Annotated in this window: 15 protein-coding genes; 11 read left to right on the top strand and 4 right to left on the bottom strand. The window is 71.9% G+C overall.

Features of this window, described 5'->3' with window-relative positions:
• Positions 1-31 precede the first annotated feature (31 nt).
• The 9 genes from HGN31_RS09650 to lptB all read left to right on the top strand — a co-directional run bounded on the left by HGN31_RS09650 (position 32) and on the right by lptB (position 11,399).
• Positions 32-817, top strand: a complete 786-nt coding sequence (locus HGN31_RS09650) for a hypothetical protein (protein WP_211096282.1) — start codon at positions 32-34, stop codon at positions 815-817.
• Positions 814-5,379 (top strand): glutamate synthase large subunit, encoded by a 4,566-nt coding sequence (gene gltB / locus HGN31_RS09655; protein WP_036733513.1) that lies wholly within the window; start codon positions 814-816, stop codon positions 5,377-5,379. Before HGN31_RS09650 ends, gltB begins: the two co-directional genes overlap by 4 nt.
• Before the next feature lie 178 nt (positions 5,380-5,557).
• Positions 5,558-6,637, top strand: coding sequence for an AI-2E family transporter (locus HGN31_RS09660; RefSeq protein ID WP_052513036.1), 1,080 nt, complete (start codon positions 5,558-5,560; stop codon positions 6,635-6,637).
• A 90-nt stretch (positions 6,638-6,727) separates the two neighbouring features.
• Complete coding sequence (locus tag HGN31_RS09665; RefSeq protein WP_168783042.1) at positions 6,728-7,651, top strand: SDR family oxidoreductase; 924 nt, start codon at positions 6,728-6,730, stop codon at positions 7,649-7,651.
• Positions 7,652-7,825: 174 nt separating this feature from the next.
• The gene (locus HGN31_RS09670; protein ID WP_036705129.1) at positions 7,826-8,440 is read left to right on the top strand and encodes a ribonuclease D; all 615 of its coding nucleotides are present in this window, start codon (positions 7,826-7,828) and stop codon (positions 8,438-8,440) included.
• Positions 8,441-8,449: 9 nt separating this feature from the next.
• Positions 8,450-9,409, top strand: a complete 960-nt coding sequence (locus HGN31_RS09675) for a KpsF/GutQ family sugar-phosphate isomerase (RefSeq protein WP_036705127.1) — start codon at positions 8,450-8,452, stop codon at positions 9,407-9,409.
• 1 nt (position 9,410) lies between these two features.
• On the top strand, positions 9,411-9,992 hold the full coding sequence (locus HGN31_RS09680; RefSeq protein WP_168783043.1) for a hypothetical protein: 582 nt from the start codon (positions 9,411-9,413) through the stop codon (positions 9,990-9,992).
• A 73-nt stretch (positions 9,993-10,065) separates the two neighbouring features.
• A complete protein-coding gene (gene lptA / locus HGN31_RS09685) occupies positions 10,066-10,587 on the top strand; it encodes a lipopolysaccharide transport periplasmic protein LptA (protein ID WP_168783044.1) in 522 nt (173 codons plus the stop codon).
• 47 nt (positions 10,588-10,634) lie between these two features.
• Complete coding sequence (lptB, locus tag HGN31_RS09690) at positions 10,635-11,399, top strand: LPS export ABC transporter ATP-binding protein (protein ID WP_168783895.1); 765 nt, start codon at positions 10,635-10,637, stop codon at positions 11,397-11,399.
• A 61-nt stretch (positions 11,400-11,460) separates the two neighbouring features.
• On the opposite strand, the gene HGN31_RS09695 is transcribed toward lptB, so the two are convergent.
• The gene (locus tag HGN31_RS09695; protein WP_168783045.1) at positions 11,461-12,384 is read right to left on the bottom strand and encodes a hypothetical protein; all 924 of its coding nucleotides are present in this window, start codon (positions 12,382-12,384) and stop codon (positions 11,461-11,463) included.
• Positions 12,385-12,674: 290 nt separating this feature from the next.
• On the opposite strand from HGN31_RS09695, the gene hpf reads away from it, so the two are divergent.
• Positions 12,675-13,256 carry a ribosome hibernation-promoting factor, HPF/YfiA family gene (gene hpf / locus HGN31_RS09700; RefSeq protein WP_036704273.1) on the top strand — a complete coding sequence of 194 codons (582 nt, stop codon included), beginning with the start codon at positions 12,675-12,677 and terminating at the stop codon, positions 13,254-13,256.
• A gap of 153 nt (positions 13,257-13,409) precedes the next feature.
• Positions 13,410-13,874, top strand: a complete 465-nt coding sequence (locus HGN31_RS09705) for a PTS sugar transporter subunit IIA (protein WP_036709739.1) — start codon at positions 13,410-13,412, stop codon at positions 13,872-13,874.
• Between the two features lie 3 nt (positions 13,875-13,877).
• Here HGN31_RS09705 and HGN31_RS09710 read toward each other — a convergent pair whose 3' ends face one another.
• Genes HGN31_RS09710 through HGN31_RS09720 form a run of 3 tightly spaced genes read right to left on the bottom strand, consistent with a single transcriptional unit; the run spans position 13,878 to position 15,798 of the window.
• On the bottom strand, positions 13,878-14,603 hold the full coding sequence (locus tag HGN31_RS09710) for an SDR family oxidoreductase (protein WP_168783046.1): 726 nt from the start codon (positions 14,601-14,603) through the stop codon (positions 13,878-13,880).
• Positions 14,591-15,343: a glycerophosphodiester phosphodiesterase family protein gene (locus tag HGN31_RS09715; protein WP_168783047.1), complete on the bottom strand. Its 753-nt coding sequence runs from the start codon at positions 15,341-15,343 to the stop codon at positions 14,591-14,593. The genes HGN31_RS09710 and HGN31_RS09715 overlap by 13 nt, the downstream gene beginning before the upstream one ends.
• Positions 15,343-15,798 (bottom strand): RidA family protein, encoded by a 456-nt coding sequence (locus HGN31_RS09720; protein WP_168783048.1) that lies wholly within the window; start codon positions 15,796-15,798, stop codon positions 15,343-15,345. Before HGN31_RS09720 ends, HGN31_RS09715 begins: the two co-directional genes overlap by 1 nt.
• Positions 15,799-15,846 lie beyond the last annotated feature (48 nt).

Here is a 15,846-nt window from a genome sequence, read left to right on the forward strand (position 1 = left end):
ACCCATGCAGCGTTCGTGCAAGGTTCATGCGATGTTCATGCACAGTTCATGCGAACGACCGGCCGAACGCACCGCCGCCGCGCTGCGGCGGATGGGTCAGGCGGGCTGCCTGATCCTCGGCCTGCCGGGGCTTGCCGCGGCCGGGGTGTTCACCCCGCCGCAGGGCTGCACGCTGACGATGACCGTCCAGCAGCGGTCCTGCACCGTGGCGCAGCACTACACCTGCGCGGCCGACGCGCCGGGTGACCAGTGGGTGACCTATTTCACCCGCGAGGGCGAGGTCTACCGCTCGCGCATCGACGCCGAGACGCGGTGGATGGAATCGACCGACCTCTTGGCCGGCGTCTCCGAGGCGCTGGACAGCGAGGCCGACCCGGCGAGCCTGACCGCGCTCATCGACACCGGGCGCGACGACTATGACTTCTGGACCGTCACCGACCGCGGCGAGCGGGTGCGGTTCGTGGGCCACGACGTGCTGGACGGCACGGCCGTCATCGACGGCGTGACGCTGGCCACGACGCGGTTCGAGCTGCGGCTGTTCGCGGAATCGGGCGACCTGATCTCGACCCGGACCGGGGGGCAGTTCGTGGACCGCGAGAACCGCCGCTTCTACGGCGGGGCCGAGACGACCGTGGACTGGCAGGGCGAACGCGGCGAGAGCAACGATTCCCCCGTCCGCTTCATCCGCCCCGGCCAGCCCGGCTTCGGCTCGGTCGAGCCGCAATATGACTGCGATGCGCAGATGGTGCGCGCCGCCCCGGAACACTCCCCCACGGGCGCGGCCCGCGGGACCGTCAGCAAGGAACCCCAGGCATGACCCAGCGTGACCAGATCGACGTCCCGGCCAGCGAATGGGTCGCGGCCGAGGAAACCCGCCGCGCCTGGATGGACGCCCACAGCCTGTACCGGGCCGAGGACGAGCATTCGTCCTGCGGGGTGGGGCTGGTCGTCTCGATCGAGGGCAAGCCCTCGCGCAAGGTGGTCGAGCACGGGATCGAGGCGCTGAAGGCTGTCTGGCACCGCGGCGCGGTCGATGCGGACGGCAAGACCGGCGACGGGGCGGGCATCCACGTCCAGATCCCGGTGCCGTTCTTCTATGACCAGGTGCGCCGGACCGGGCACGAGCCCGACATGGACAAGCTGATCGCCGTGGGACAGGTGTTCCTGCCGCGCACCGACTTTGCCGCGCAGGAACGCTGCCGCACCATCGTCGAGACCGAAGTGCTGCGGATGGGGCACTATATCTACGGCTGGCGGCACGTCCCGGTGAACACCGCCGTGCTGGGCGACAAGGCCAACGCCACCCGCCCCGAGATCGAGCAGATCCTGATCCGCTGCGAGAAGGACATCGACGACGAGGCGTTCGAGCGCGAGCTCTACATCATCCGCCGCCGGATCGAGCGCGCCGCCATCGCCGCGCAGATCGCCGGGATGTATCTCTGCACGCTGTCGTGCCGGTCGATCATCTACAAGGGGATGATGCTGGCCGAGCAGGTGGCCGAGTTCTACCCCGACCTCAAGGATGCGCGCTTCGAAAGCGCCTTCGCCATCTATCACCAGCGCTATTCCACCAACACCTTTCCGCAGTGGTGGCTCGCCCAGCCGTTCCGCATGCTCGCCCACAACGGCGAGATCAACACGCTCAAGGGCAACCTCAACTGGCTGAAGAGCCACGAGATCCGCATGGCCTCGGCGACCTTCGGCGACATGGCCGAGGACATCAAGCCGATCGTGCCGGGCGGGTCGTCGGATTCGGCCGCGCTCGACGCGGTGTTCGAGGTGATGGTGCGCTCGGGCCGCTCGGCGCCGATGGTCAAGACGATCATGGTGCCTGAGGCGTGGTCGAAGGCCACGACCGACATGCCGAAGCCCTGGGCGGACATGTACGCCTATTGCAACTCGATCATGGAGCCGTGGGACGGTCCCGCGGCGCTCGCCATGACCGACGGGCGCTGGGTCTGCGGCGGGCTGGACCGCAACGGGCTGCGGCCGATGCGCTATGTCGTGACCGGCGACGGGCTGCTGATCGCGGGGTCCGAGGTCGGCATGGTGCCGGTGGCCGAATCGACGGTGCGCGAAAAGGGCGCGCTGGGGCCGGGGCAGATGATCGCCGTCGACATGCGCGAGGGGCGGCTCTACCACGACCGCGAGATGAAGGACCGCCTGGCCGCCAGCCAGCCCTTCGAGGACTGGGTTGAGAAGGTCGTCGCCCCCGGCAAGATGCTGGAGAACCTGCCCGAGCCGGTGATGTTCACCGGCGCGGCGCTGCGCCGCCGGCAGATCGCGGCGGGCTTCACCGTCGAAGAGATCGAGAACGTCCTCGCGCCGATGGCCGAGGACGGGAAGGAAGCGCTGGCCTCGATGGGCGACGACACGCCGCCCGCGGTGCTCTCGGCCCAGTATCGGCCGCTGAGCCATTTCTTCCGGCAGAACTTCAGCCAGGTGACCAACCCGCCCATCGACAGCTTGCGCGAGACGCGGGTGATGAGCCTCAAGACGCGGTTCGGCAACCTCAAGAACGTGCTCGACGAAAGCTCGAAGCACACCGACATCACGCTGCTCGAGACGCCGTTCCTCGCCACCGGCGAGCTGGCCGAGGTCGAGCGGATGTTCGGTGACGCGGTGACGCGGATCGACTGCACCTTCGCGGACGGCGCGGGCCCCGAGGCGATGGGCGAGGCGCTGGCCCGCATCCGCGCCGAGGCCGAGGATGCCGTGCGCTCGGGCGCCGGCCAGCTTGTGCTGACCGACGAGCATCAGGACGAGGGGCGGATCGGGCTGCCGATGATCCTTGCCACCAGCGCGGTGCACAGCTGGCTGACGCGCAAGGGGCTGCGGACCTTCTGCTCGCTCAACGTGCGCTCGGCCGAGTGCATCGACCCGCATTACTTCGCGGTGCTGATCGGCTGCGGGGCGACCACGGTGAACCCGTATCTGGCCCAGGACACCATCGCCGACCGGATCGAGCGCGGTCTGCTGTCCGGCAATCTGGTCGAGGCGATGCGGCGCTACCGCGACGCCATCGACCAGGGGCTGCTGAAGATCATGGCCAAGATGGGGATCTCGGTCCTGTCGTCCTATCGCGGCGGTCTGAACTTCGAGGCGGTAGGGCTGAGCCGGGCGATGGTCGCCGAGTATTTCCCGGGGATGCAGAGCCGCATCTCGGGGATCGGCCTGCACGGGTTGCAGGCGAAGCTGGAAGAGATCCACCACAAGGGCTGGCACACCGACGCCGCCGAGCTGCTGCCGGTGGGCGGGTTCTACAAGGCCCGCCGCTCGGGCGAGAAGCACGCGTGGGAAGCCTCGACCATGCGGCTGCTGCAGCTCGCCTGCGAAAAGGCGAGCTACGAGGTGTGGAAACAGTTCTCGGCCGCGATGCGGGCGAACCCGCCGATCCACATCCGCGACCTGCTGGACATCAAGCCGCTGGGCAAGCCCGTGCCGATCGAAGAGGTGGAAAGCATCACCGCGATCCGCAAGCGCTTCGTGACGCCGGGGATGTCGCTGGGGGCGCTGTCGCCCGAGGCGCACATGACGCTGAACATCGCCATGAACCGGATCGGGGCGAAGTCCGATTCGGGCGAGGGCGGCGAGGACCCGGCGCACAGCCACCCGCTGCCCAACGGCGACAACCCGTGCGCGAAGATCAAGCAGGTCGCCTCGGGCCGGTTCGGGGTGACGGCGGAATATCTGAACGCCTGCGAGGAGCTGGAGATCAAGGTCGCCCAAGGAGCGAAACCCGGCGAGGGCGGGCAGCTGCCGGGGATGAAGGTCACGAGCCTGATCGCGCGGCTGCGGCACTCGACGCCGGGCGTGACGCTGATCAGCCCGCCGCCGCACCACGACATCTACTCGATCGAGGACCTCGCGCAGCTGATCTATGACCTCAAGCAGATCAACCCGCGCGCCAAGATCACGGTGAAGCTGGTGGCCGGCTCGGGCGTCGGCACCATCGCGGCCGGGGTGGCCAAGGCCAAGGCGGACATCATCCTGATCTCGGGCCACAACGGCGGCACCGGCGCCTCGCCCGCGACGTCGATCAAGTTCGCGGGCCTCCCGTGGGAGATGGGGCTGACCGAGGCCCATCAGGTGCTGGCGATGAACCGCCTGCGCGACCGGGTGACGCTGCGCACCGACGGCGGCCTGCGGACCGGCCGCGACATCGTCATGGCGGCGATGATGGGGGCCGAGGAATACGGCATCGGCACCGCGGCGCTGATCGCCATGGGTTGCATCATGGTGCGCCAGTGCCAGTCGAACACCTGCCCAGTGGGCGTCTGCACGCAGGACGAGCGCCTGCGCGCGATGTTCACCGGCTCGGCCGACAAGGTGGTGAACCTCATCACCTTCTACGCGCAGGAGGTGCGCGAGATCCTCGCCTCGATCGGCGCGCGGTCGCTGGACGAGGTGATCGGGCGGGCGGACCTGCTGACGCAGGTGAGCCGCGGGTCGGCGTTCCTGGACGATCTGGACCTCAACCCGCTGCTGATCACCGTCGATGGGTCGGACAAGATCGTCTATGACCGCTCGAAGCCCCGGAACGCGGTGCTCGACACGCTCGATGCCGAGATCGCCCGCGATGCGGCGCGGTTCTTCGAGGACGGCGAGAAGATGCAGCTGTCCTATGCGGTGCGGAACACGCATCGGACCATCGGCACGCGCACCTCGTCGCTGATCGTGCAGAAGTTCGGGATGCGGAACAGCCTGCAACCCGATCACCTGACGATCCGGCTGACCGGCTCGGCCGGGCAGTCGCTGGGCGCGTTCGCTGCGCCGGGGCTGAAGATCGAGGTGTCGGGCGACGCCAACGACTATGTGGGCAAGGGGCTGTCGGGCGGCGTGATCGTCGTCAAGCCGCCGATGGACAGCCCGCTGGTCGCGGCCGACAACACGATCATCGGCAACACGGTCCTCTACGGCGCGACGGCGGGGCATCTGTTCGCCGCCGGCCGCGCGGGCGAGCGCTTCGCGGTCCGCAACTCGGGCGCGACCGTGGTGATCGAGGGCTGCGGCACCAACGGCTGCGAATACATGACTGGCGGGGTCGCGGTGATCCTCGGGCGGATCGGGGCCAACTTCGGCGCCGGGATGACCGGGGGGATGGCGTATCTCTATGATCCCGAGGGCGTGGCGCTCGACTATGTGAACGCCGAGACGCTGGTCTCCTGCCCGGTCACGACGCCGCACTGGGAATCGCAGCTCAAGGGCCTGATCGAGCGGCACGCGGCCGAGACCGGCTCGCGCCGGGCGGCCGACATCCTGGCCGACTGGGACCGCGAGCGGGCGCATTTCGTCCAGCTCTGCCCGCGCGAGATGCTGCCGCATCTCAAGCACCCGCTGGCCGAGACGGGCGACCTCGCGGCGGTGCCGGCCGAGTGAGGCGGCGCGTCGCCCCGGTGACGGGGCGGCGGCGTGGCCGGGCCGATGGGTCTCGGGGCCAGAGTCAAGTCGGGCGGGCCGGTCGGGGGTGACCCCGGACGGCCCCGGTCCCCCCCGGTCCCCCGTTGCCCGGCCCGAGGCGCTGGGCTAGCGTTCCGCCGATCCGAGGGGGCGTCAGATGCTGGTGATGGTCAGGCCGCGCACGATCTGGGCGATCCTCGGGATCGCCCTTCTCGTCTGGCTGGTCAGCCGGGTCAGCGGCGTGCTGACCCCCTTCGTGCTGGGCACCGCCATCGCCTATTTCCTCGACCCCGTGGCCGACCGGCTCGAGCGGCTGGGCTTCGGCCGGCGCTGGGCGGTGGGGGTGATCGCGCTGACCATCTTCGCGGCGTTGGCGGCGGCCGCGCTGTGGCTCTTGCCCGCGCTGCTCATCCAGCTGCGCCAGGCGGTCGAGGCGCTGCCGCACACGGTTCGGATGGGCTTCGATCTGCTGAACGAGCGCTTCCCCGAGCTGATGGAGGACGGCAGCTTCCTCAGGATCATCATCACCGACGCGTTCGAGCGGCTGCGCCAGACAGCGCTGGGGATGCTGGGCGGGACGCTGTCCACTGTCATCAGCGCGGTGGGGACGATCTTCGTCTTCATCGCGACGCCGGCGGTGGCGATCTATCTGCTCTATGACTGGGACCGGCTGGTGGCCGGGGTCAACCGCCGCCTGCCGCCCGAGCGGGCGCCGACCATCCGCCGCATTGCCCGCGACATCGACGACGTGCTGACCGGCTTCGTGCGCGGGCAGATGATCGTGGGGGCGCTGCTGGCCACGTTCTATTCCACGGTGCTTATGGCGATGGGGCTGAACTACGGGCTTCTGATCGGCATCACCTCGGGGGTGCTGAACTTCATCCCCTATCTCGGCTCGTTCTCGGGGTTCCTGCTGGCCACCGGGGTGGCGGTGGTGCAGTTCTGGGGCGACTGGTGGCGGGTCGCCGGGGTCGCGGTGGTGTTCGTCCTCGGCCAGCTGATCGAGGGCAACATCGTCACCCCCCGGATCGTCGGCGACAGCGTCAAGCTGCACCCGGTGGGGCTGCTGCTGGCGCTCGCGGTGGGCGGCGCGCTCTTCGGCTTTGCCGGGCTGCTGCTCGCGGTGCCGCTGGCGGCGGCGCTGGGGGTGGTGGTGCGCTACTTCGACGCCGAGTACCGCGCCGCGATCCGCCGCCGCCGCACCCCCGCCACCCCGCCGCCGCCGCGGGTGGACTGAGGCGCGCCTGACAAAGGTTGGCCTGCGGAACGGGGCCGGGGCAGGGGCGTTGGCCCGGCGCAACCGACCCACCGCGAAAGGATCGCCGCCATGTCCTCTGACGACGCAAAGCCCGTCCTGCCGCCGCATCGCTCGGGCGCGATCCGCGACCCGCGGCTGCCGCTCAACCCCTATTCCGACGACCAGCAGCCCTGGCCGGGGCTGGTCGAGAAGATGGACCCGCTGCCCGACCACGGCGAGACGAGCTACAAGGGTCACGGCCGCCTGACCGGCAAGCGGGCGCTGCTCACCGGCGCCGACAGCGGCATCGGCCGGGCCGCGGCGATCGCCTTTGCGCGCGAGGGCGCGGACGTGGCGATCAGCTATCACCCCGACGAGGAGTCCGACGCGCAATCCGTCATCGCCCTGATCGAGGCCGAGGGGCGCAAGGCACTGGCCCTGCCTGCTGACCTCCGCGACGAAACCGCCGCCCGCAAGGTGGTCGACGACGCGGTAAAGGGGCTCGGCGGGCTCGAGGTGCTGGTCCTGAACGCCGGCCGCCAGCAGGCGGAGGAGTCGATCGCCGACATCACCTCGGACGCGTTCGACGCCACGATCAAGACCAACATCTACGCGCCGTTCTGGATGACCCAGCAGGTGCTGCCGTCGCTGAAGCGCGGGGCCTCGATCATCATCACCTCGTCGGTGCAGGCGTTCTCGCCCTCGGCGCATCTCTTCGACTATGCCCAGACCAAGGCCGCCAACCGGGCCTTTGCGCAGGCGCTGGCCAAGCAGCTCGCCCCCAAGGGCATCCGCGTGAACGCCGTGGCGCCGGGGCCGTTCTGGACCGCGCTGCAGGTCTCGGGCGGGCAGTTCAAGGAGAAGCTGCCCGAGTTCGGCGCCGACAGCCCGCTGGGCCGCCCCGGCCAGCCGGTCGAGATCGCGCCGATCTACGTGCTGCTCGCCTCGGACGAGGCCAGCTACATCACCGGCGAGTGCTACGCCGCCACCGGCGGCAGCGGCACCGGGGGCTGAGGGGGCGCGTCGCAGGGTGGCTTGGCCGGAAGGACGCGTCCCCGCGTCCTTCCGCCCCCGATACCCCGGCCCGGCGGCGCCCTGCCCATGCCGGGGCCCCGGCGGCGCGCCCGAGTTGACGCGGGGCTTGCGCGGGGGCAAACGCGGGGCTTGAGCGCTGCGAGGGACGCCCCCATGACCATCCATCTCTATCACCGCGACCTGCCGGACGGGCTCGACCTCGGGCCGGTGGTGGCCATCGACACCGAGACGATGGGCCTCGACCCGCGGCGCGACCGGCTGTGCCTCGTGCAGATGAGCGGCGGCGACGGGGACGCGCATCTGGTGCAGATCGCGCAAGGGCAGACCGAGGCGCCGAACCTGACCCGGATGCTGGCCGATCCGGCGGTGCTCAAGCTCTTTCACTTCGCCCGCTTCGACATCGCGGCGCTCGAGCGTGCGTTCGGCGTCTCGACCGCGCCGGTGTGGTGCACCAAGGTCGCGTCCAAGCTGGTGCGGACCTTCACCGACCGGCACGGGCTGAAATACCTGCTCAATGACCTCGTGGGCGTCGATGTCAGCAAGCAGCAGCAGACGAGCGACTGGGGCGCCGAGGTGCTGACGCAGGCGCAGCTCGACTATGCCGCGTCGGACGTGCTGCACCTGCACCCGCTCAAGGCCGCGCTCGAGGCGCGGCTGGCGCGCGAGGGGCGCAGCGAGCTGGCGCAGGCCTGTTTCGACTTCCTTCCCACCCGGGCGCGGCTGGACCTGCTGGGCTGGGGGGATGAACGCGACATCTTCCATCACTAGATCAGGCCGATGGAAACGCATCTCGATACCGCCCGCCGGGTGATCCGCACCGAGGCCGCCGGGCTCGCCGCCCTCGAGGCGGCGCTGACCGGCCCGCTGGCCGCGCCCTTCGACGCGGCGCTGCGGCTGATCCTCGATGCCACCGGCCGGGTGGTCGTCTCGGGCATGGGCAAGTCGGGCCACGTCGGGCGCAAGATCGCGGCGACGCTCGCCTCGACCGGGACGCCGGCGCAGTTCGTCCACCCCGCCGAGGCGAGCCACGGCGACCTGGGGATGGTGACGCGCGGCGACGTGGTGCTGGTGCTGTCGAACTCGGGCGAGACGCCCGAGATCGCCGACATCGTGGCCCACACCCGCCGCTTCCAGATCCCGCTGATCGGGGTCGCCGGGCGCGACGGCTCGACCCTGCTGCGCCAGTCGGACGTGGCGCTGCTGCTGCCCGCGGCCGAGGAGGCCTGCGGCACCGGCATCGTGCCCACCACCTCGACCACCATGACGCTGGCGCTGGGCGACGCGCTCGCCGTGGCGCTGATGGCGCACCGCAAGTTCACGCCCGAGCATTTCCGCAACTTCCACCCCGGCGGCAAGCTGGGGGCGCGGCTGGCGCGGGTGGGCGACCTGATGCACGACGACATGCCGCTGGTCCCCGAAGCGGCGCCGATGGCCGAGGCGCTGCTGACGATCAGCGCCCGCGGCTTCGGCGTCACCGGGGTGACCGGCCCGGACGGGCGGCTGACGGGGATCATCACCGACGGCGACCTGCGGCGGCACATGGACGGGCTGCTGACCCATTCCGCGGCCGAGGTGATGACCCGCGCGCCGCGCACCATCGCCCCCGGCGCGCTGGCCGAGGCGGCGCTGGCCGAGATGCAGGCGCGCAAGATCACCTGCCTCTTCGCGGTCGAGGAGGACGGCCGCCCGGCCGGCATCCTGCACATCCACGACTGCCTGCGCGCCGGGATGGTCTGAGATGCCCGGCGCGCTGGGCCGCCGCACCCGGATCGTCCGCTGGCTGCGGGTGATCCTGCCGCTGGTGGCGCTGGCGATCCTGTCGGTGCTGTTCCTGCTCGGCCGCTCGCCCGACCCCGAGGCGCGCATCCCCTATGCCGAGGGCCGGATCGAGGATCTCGCGCGCAGTCCCGGCATCACCGCGCCGGAGTATTCGACCGTCACCCCTGACGGGGCGACGGTCACGGTGACGGCCGCGCGCGCCGACCCCTCGGGCTCGGACGGGCGGGCGCAGCAGGTGGCGCTGGACTGGCGGGCGCGGGACGGGGTCGAGGCGCGGGTGACCGCCGCCGAGGCCGCGCAGGACGGACAGGCGATCACGCTGTCGGGCGACGTGGACATGGCGCTGTCCTCGGGCTGGCGGCTGACCGCGCCGCGGATCGCCGCCGACACCGGCACCAGCCGGGTGGTGGCCGACGAGGGCGTGGCCGTGACCGCGCCCTTCGGCGATCTGACCGCGGGCGGGATGGTCTATGCCGCCGACCCGCAGGGCCGACAGGTTCTTGAATTGAACCGGGGCGTGCGTCTGCTATACCGCCCCTGACCCCGCCTGCGCGCGCCCGTGCGAGCGTCCCGCCCGCGCAGGCCGCCGCACCCCGGGGCTTCGGGAGACACGAATGTTGCCAGTCCTGCCCCGCCGCGCCCTCGTTTCCCGTCGTGCCTCGCTGCTCGGCGTCGTGCTGGCCGCCACCCTCGGCGCGCTGCCCGCAGCCGCCCAGACGGTGGCCTTCGGCGGCATCAAGGCCGACACCTCGGCCCCCGTCGAGGTCACGGCCGACAGCCTGCGCGTGGACCAGTCCACCGGGCAGGCCACCTTTGCCGGCAACGTGCTGATCGGGCAGGGCGAGATGCGGCTGTCGGCCGAGACGGTCACGGTGACCTATGCGGCGGGCGGGCAGCAGAAGATCCAGTCGCTGAACGCCAAGGGCAAGGTCACGCTCGTCAACGGCCCCGACGCCGCCGAGGCCGCCGAGGCGGTCTATGACGTCCCCTCGGGCAACATCGTGCTGACCGGCAACGCCATCGTGACCCAGGGCCAGAGCGTGCTCGCCGGCGACCGGATCGAGGTCAACCTGACCGACGGCACCGCGAATGTCGCGGGCCGCGTCCGCTCGGTCCTGCAACCCGGCGGCAACTGATGCAGGGTGCGACGCTGGCGCCGCGGGACGCGCAGTCGGGCGCGCGGATGACCCCCCGCACCGAGGCATCGCCCCGCGACGGGCGGCAGGACGGGCTCGACGTCGAGGGGCTGCGCAAGTCCTATCGCAACAAGCCGGTGATCCGCGACGTGTCGCTGCGGCTGGCGCGGGGCGAGGTGGTGGCGCTGCTGGGGCCGAACGGCTCGGGCAAGACGACCTGCTTCTACTGCATCGCCGGGCTGGTGATGCCCGACGCGGGACGGGTGCTGATCGACGGGCGCGACGCCTCGGCGCTGCCGATGTTCCGGCGCGCGCAACTCGGGATCGGCTACCTGCCGCAGGAGATGTCGATCTTTCGCGGCCTGACGGTCGAGCAGAACATCCTCGCCGTGCTCGAGGTGGCGATGCCGGACCGGCACCGCCGCCGCGACCGGCTCGAGGAGCTGCTCGGGGATTTCTCGATCGGGCATCTGCGGCAGGCGCCCGCGCTGGCGCTCTCGGGCGGTGAGCGGCGGCGGGTCGAGATCGCCCGCTGCCTCGCCGCGGACCCCGCCTTCCTGCTGCTGGACGAGCCCTTCGCCGGGGTCGACCCGATCGCCGTGGGCGAGATCCGGGGGCTGGTGCACGACCTCAAGACCCGCGGGATCGGGGTGCTGATCACCGATCACAACGTCCGCGAGACGCTGGGGATCGTGGACCGGGCCTATATCCTGCACGACGGCGCGGTGCTGATGTCGGGCACCACCTCCGAAATTGTGGCCGACCCGCGGGTGCGCGAGGTCTATCTGGGCGAAGGCTTCTCGATGGGCTGACGCGGGGGAACGCGGGCGCCGTTGCGCACGCGCCGTGACGCCCCGGCGGGCGGAGGCCCGATCAGAGCCCCAGCAGCTTGCGCGTGGCGTCGGCGCGCTGCCCGTCCGGGATCGCACCGGCCTCGGCCTTCTCCTTCAGCAGCGTCAGGAACGCGCGGCTTTCCTCGTCCGTCAGCGTGACGTCGCGCAGCGGCAGGGCCGACATCATCGCGGTCACGGTCTGCGCGGTGAAGCCGTGGCCGAGCCCGTCGGTCACGTCGGTAACGCAGGCGGTCAGGCCCGCGGCGTCGGTCACCGCCTCGCACTGGCGGCGCACCGCCGCGGTCACCCGGTCGTGCAGCAGCCGCGCCTCGGTGCGGTCGGGGCCGTCGGCCTCATCGAGCTGGTCGGCGCGGCTGCCGATGGCACGGTAGCAGGCGGCGTCGAAGGGCGTATCCTTCATCGCCGCATCGGCATCGCGGGCGAGGTTGGCGTAGAGTGTCGTCACCGCCTGGTCGGGCACGAGCCCGTCCTTTGCGAGGCCGAGCACCTTGTCGATCTGCGCCTGCTGGGCGTCGATGACGCCGAGGGCGGGGCAGGTCGCGGCGGTGGGCCCGGTGGTCGGCGTTGCGGCGGCGGCGTCGGCGGCAGCCTCTGGAGCGGTCGCGTCGGCCGTGGCGGGCGGGGTGCCGTCCGTGGCCGGTTCGGTCGAAGTGGCCGGGGCCGTCGCGTCGGCCGCGGGCGCCTCGGTCGCAGGCGTGTCGGTCGTCGCGGCGGATGCCTCGGGTCCAGGGGTTGCGGCCGCACCGGAGACCGCGTTTCCGCCCTGGGCCGGGGCCGGGAGGGTCACGGCGGGCGGCGCGGTCTCACCCGCGGCAGCCCCCGGCATGGCGGTCTGCGCGCCGGCGAGGACGGGCAGCAGCAGGCCCGACAGCAGCAAAGGCAGCGCCAGCCGGGCGGGCTGGCGGGGCGTGAGCTGGCGGCGGTTCGGCGCGAAGGGGATCATCCGAGAAACTCCTGTCGTGGCGGGCGGGGGCGGCGCATCCCCGCGGCGTGGCAGCTTGGCGCGCGCCCCAAAGGGGGCCGGCGCCGGGACGGGCGGACCCCGTCGCATCAGGGGAAAAACCGCCCGCCGCGCGGCGGGGTTCCGACCCGCCTCCGCGCCGGCGGTTTCCTGCCGGGCGTTGACTTGATCCCGGGGCTGTCCCCAAATGAAGGAAGGGGGCGGGTATTTCCCCGCGCCTCCGACGGCCGGCCGCCGCCGGTCGCCATTCGGGAACCCGAAAGGAAAAACTCATGCGTTATCAGATCAGTGGCAAACAGATCGACGTGGGCGAAGCGCTCATGACCCACGTCAAGGCCGAGCTGGAGGAGGTGTTCGAGAAATACCAGCAGCGGCCCACCGACGCCACGGTCATCTTTTCGCGTGACGCCCACAACCTCGCCTGCGACGGGGTCGTGCATCTCTCGACCGGGTTGACGGTGCAGGCCCGCGCCGCCGACCCCGACAACATCTACGCGGCCTTCGAGAAGTGCCGCGAGAAGATGGACAAGCAGCTGCGCCGCTACAAGCGCCGGCTCAAGGACCACCACAAGGACCGGACCGAGCCGGTCGTCTTCGCCGCCGCCCCGAGCTACGTCCTCTCCGCCGACGAGGACGCCTGGGAGGATCAGGCCGAGGACGGGCTGCAGCCGCTGATCGTGGCCGAGACCGAGCTCAGGGTGCCCACCCTCTCGGTCGGCGACGCGGTCATGCAGATGGAGCTGGCGGGCGCGCCGATGCTGGTCTTCCGCAACGAGAAGCACGGCGGGGTGAACGTGGTCCACCGCCGCGACGACGGCAACGTGGGCTGGATCGACCCCCGCAACCTCGCCTGACGGCGCGTAAGGGGGCGCGGCGGGGGCGGCATCGTCCCCCGCCGCGCCGCCCGCGGCGCAGGGGCGGCTGGCGCAGCAGGGCGCTGCGATGCTAGACCGCCGCGGATGACGGTCCGGCGGATGGGCCGGACGACACGAGGCAGGCGTTGACCGATGCGGATCGCTGACATTCTTTCCACCGCGGCGGTCCGGTCGCAGGCGCAGGCGACCTCGAAGAAGCGGCTGTTCCACGACCTCGCCGACATGGCCGCGCAGGCCTACGGGGTGAGCGCGCCGCAGACGCTCGACGCGCTGCAGGAACGCGAGAGCCTGGGGGCGACCGGCGTCGGGCAGGGCGTGGCGCTGCCGCACGCGCGGATCGCCGGGCTCGAGCGGGTGGCGGGGCTGTTCCTGCGGCTGGAAAAGCCGCTCGACTTCGACGCGGTGGACCGCCAGCCCGTCGATCTGGTGTTTGCGCTGCTCGCCCCCGAAAGCCCGGGGGTCGAGCATCTCAAGGCGCTGGCGCTGGTCAGCCGCACGCTGCGCGACCCGGAACTGCGCGCCAAGCTACGCGCCAACGACGACCCCGTGGCCCTGCACGCGGTGCTGGCCGCAGGGCTCGACACCGCCGCGGGCTGAGGCTCAGCGCGCCCCCGCCACGTCGAGGATCGCCCCCGAGACATAGCTCGCCGCGTCCGAGATCAGCCAGGTGATCGCGGCCGCGACCTCCTCGGCCTGACCGGCGCGGCCGAAGGGCAGGCGGGCGCCGACCTGGGCCACGCGGTCGGGCTCGCCCCCGTCGGCGTGGATCTCGGTGTCGATGATGCCGGGGCGGACGCCGTTGACGCGGATGCGGCGCGGGGCGAGCTCCTGCGAAAGCCCGATGGTCAGCGTGTCCACCCCGCCCTTGGTCGCAGCGTAGTCGACGTATTTCCCGGCCGAGCCGAGCCGTGCCGCCACCGACGAGACGAAGACGATCGTGCCGCCCTCGGGCAGCCGCCGCGCCGCCTCGCGCGCCTGGTAGAGCGCGCCGGTCAGGTTCACCTGCACCATGCGGGCGATCCGGTCGGGGTCCATCTCGGCCAGCGGCATCACCGGGAAGACGATGCCGGCGTTGACCACCACCGCGTCGAGCCCGCCCATCGCGGCCGTGGCCTGGTCGAAGAGCCGCGCGACCTCGCCCGCGTCGGCCACGTCGGCGGCGAACGCCGCGCCGGTGCCGCCCGCGGCCCGGACCGCGTCCAGCGTCGCCTCGGCCGCCGCGGCGTTGCCGCGGTAGCCGAGCGCGACCGGCCAGCCGCGGGCGGCGCAGTCAAGCGCCGTGGCCCGGCCGATGCCACGGGTGCCGCCGGTGATCAGGGTGCGCATGGGGTATAGCCCTCGAATGTGATGTTGCCGGCGACGCGACGCGCCGCCTGTTCCTGCTCGGCCGAGCGGACGGTCCAGCAGAGCACCGGCACCCCGCGCGCCGACAGCGCGGTCACGGCCGGGTTCGCAAGGTCCGTGCGGTCGTGCGAGACGAAACACGCGCCCGCCCGGTCGAAATCCTCGAGCCGCGCCAGCGCCGCCCGCCGTCCAGCCGGCACGCCCGGCCAGTCGTCGGCGGGAAAGGCGCAGCTCGTCAGCCCGACGGCCACGCCGGGGGCGGCGCGGTGGACCATCTCGGCGGCGTGGGGGTTGAAGGACATGACCGCCAGCGGCCCCGCATAGTCCGCCGCCAGCGCCGCCACGGCCAGCGGCAGCTCGCCCATGTCGGGGCCGAGATCGCCGGACTGGTCCTTGATCTCGATCAGCACCGGCACCCGGCCCGCGACCAGCGCCAGCACCGCCTCGAGCGTCGGGATGCCCTCGGCCGTGCCCAGAAGCCGCCGCCCCGCCGCCTCGGCGACCGAGAGTGCCGCGACCACGCCGCCGTCGCCGGTCAGCCGGGTCAGGTCGTAGTCGTGAAACACCAGCGGCGTGCCGTCCTCGGCGGGCTGGACGTCGAGCTCGATCCCCCAGCCGCCAGCGATGGCGGCGCGAAAGGCGGCCAGCGAATTCTCGGGCACGCCCGGCCCGTGCAGCCCGCGATGGGCGAGCGGGCGGGTGAGGAAGTCGGGGTGCAGCATCAGGCCAGCTCGAAGATCGCCTCGATCTCGACGGCGACCCCGCGCGGCAGCGCCGCGGCCGAGACGGCGGCGCGGGCGTGGCGGCCGCGGTCGCCGAAGACCTCGACCATCAGGTCCGAGCAGCCGTTGATGACCTCGGGCTGGTCGGTGAACTCAGGCGTCGAGGCGACGAAGCCGGTCAGCTTCACCACCCGCGCGATCCGGTCGAGCGATCCCGCCGCCGCCCGCGCCTGCGCCAGCAGCGCCAGCCCGCAGGCCCGCGCGGCCGCCGCGCCCGCGGCCACGTCCATGTCCGCGCCCAGCCGTCCGCGGATCAGCCCGTCCGGGCCCGCGGAGATCTGCCCCGAAACGAACAGCAGATTGCCCGACTGGACATGGGGCACATAGTTCGCCGCCGGCGCGGGCGCGTCGGGCAGGGTCAGGCCGAGTTCGGTCAGGCGGGCGTCGATGGACATCGCGGGCTCCTCCGGTTGGGGTTGGCGCGAGCCTAGCAAGCCGCCGCC

Origin of the sequence: Paracoccus sanguinis, from assembly GCF_012689545.1 — a bacterium.
Classification (GTDB): Bacteria; Pseudomonadota; Alphaproteobacteria; order Rhodobacterales; family Rhodobacteraceae; genus Paracoccus; species Paracoccus panacisoli.

Bases quoted from the DNA above. Each gene is read 5' to 3' on its own strand.
- HGN31_RS09715 (WP_168783047.1), bottom strand. From the start codon at position 15,343: ATGCTGCACCCCGACTTCCTCACCCGCCCGCTCGCCCATCGCGGGCTG.
- HGN31_RS09695 (WP_168783045.1), bottom strand. From the start codon at position 12,384: ATGATCCCCTTCGCGCCGAACCGCCGCCAGCTCACGCCCCGCCAGCCC.
- lptB (WP_168783895.1), top strand. From the start codon at position 10,635: ATGACCCCCCGCACCGAGGCATCGCCCCGCGACGGGCGGCAGGACGGG.
- HGN31_RS09710 (WP_168783046.1), bottom strand. From the start codon at position 14,603: ATGCGCACCCTGATCACCGGCGGCACCCGTGGCATCGGCCGGGCCACG.
- HGN31_RS09670 (WP_036705129.1), top strand. From the start codon at position 7,826: ATGACCATCCATCTCTATCACCGCGACCTGCCGGACGGGCTCGACCTC.
- HGN31_RS09665 (WP_168783042.1), top strand. From the start codon at position 6,728: ATGTCCTCTGACGACGCAAAGCCCGTCCTGCCGCCGCATCGCTCGGGC.
- HGN31_RS09720 (WP_168783048.1), bottom strand. From the start codon at position 15,798: ATGTCCATCGACGCCCGCCTGACCGAACTCGGCCTGACCCTGCCCGAC.
- gltB (WP_036733513.1), top strand. From the start codon at position 814: ATGACCCAGCGTGACCAGATCGACGTCCCGGCCAGCGAATGGGTCGCG.
- hpf (WP_036704273.1), top strand. From the start codon at position 12,675: ATGCGTTATCAGATCAGTGGCAAACAGATCGACGTGGGCGAAGCGCTC.
- HGN31_RS09675 (WP_036705127.1), top strand. From the start codon at position 8,450: ATGGAAACGCATCTCGATACCGCCCGCCGGGTGATCCGCACCGAGGCC.
- HGN31_RS09680 (WP_168783043.1), top strand. From the start codon at position 9,411: ATGCCCGGCGCGCTGGGCCGCCGCACCCGGATCGTCCGCTGGCTGCGG.
- HGN31_RS09705 (WP_036709739.1), top strand. From the start codon at position 13,410: ATGCGGATCGCTGACATTCTTTCCACCGCGGCGGTCCGGTCGCAGGCG.
- HGN31_RS09660 (WP_052513036.1), top strand. From the start codon at position 5,558: ATGCTGGTGATGGTCAGGCCGCGCACGATCTGGGCGATCCTCGGGATC.
- HGN31_RS09650 (WP_211096282.1), top strand. From the start codon at position 32: ATGTTCATGCACAGTTCATGCGAACGACCGGCCGAACGCACCGCCGCC.
- lptA (WP_168783044.1), top strand. From the start codon at position 10,066: ATGTTGCCAGTCCTGCCCCGCCGCGCCCTCGTTTCCCGTCGTGCCTCG.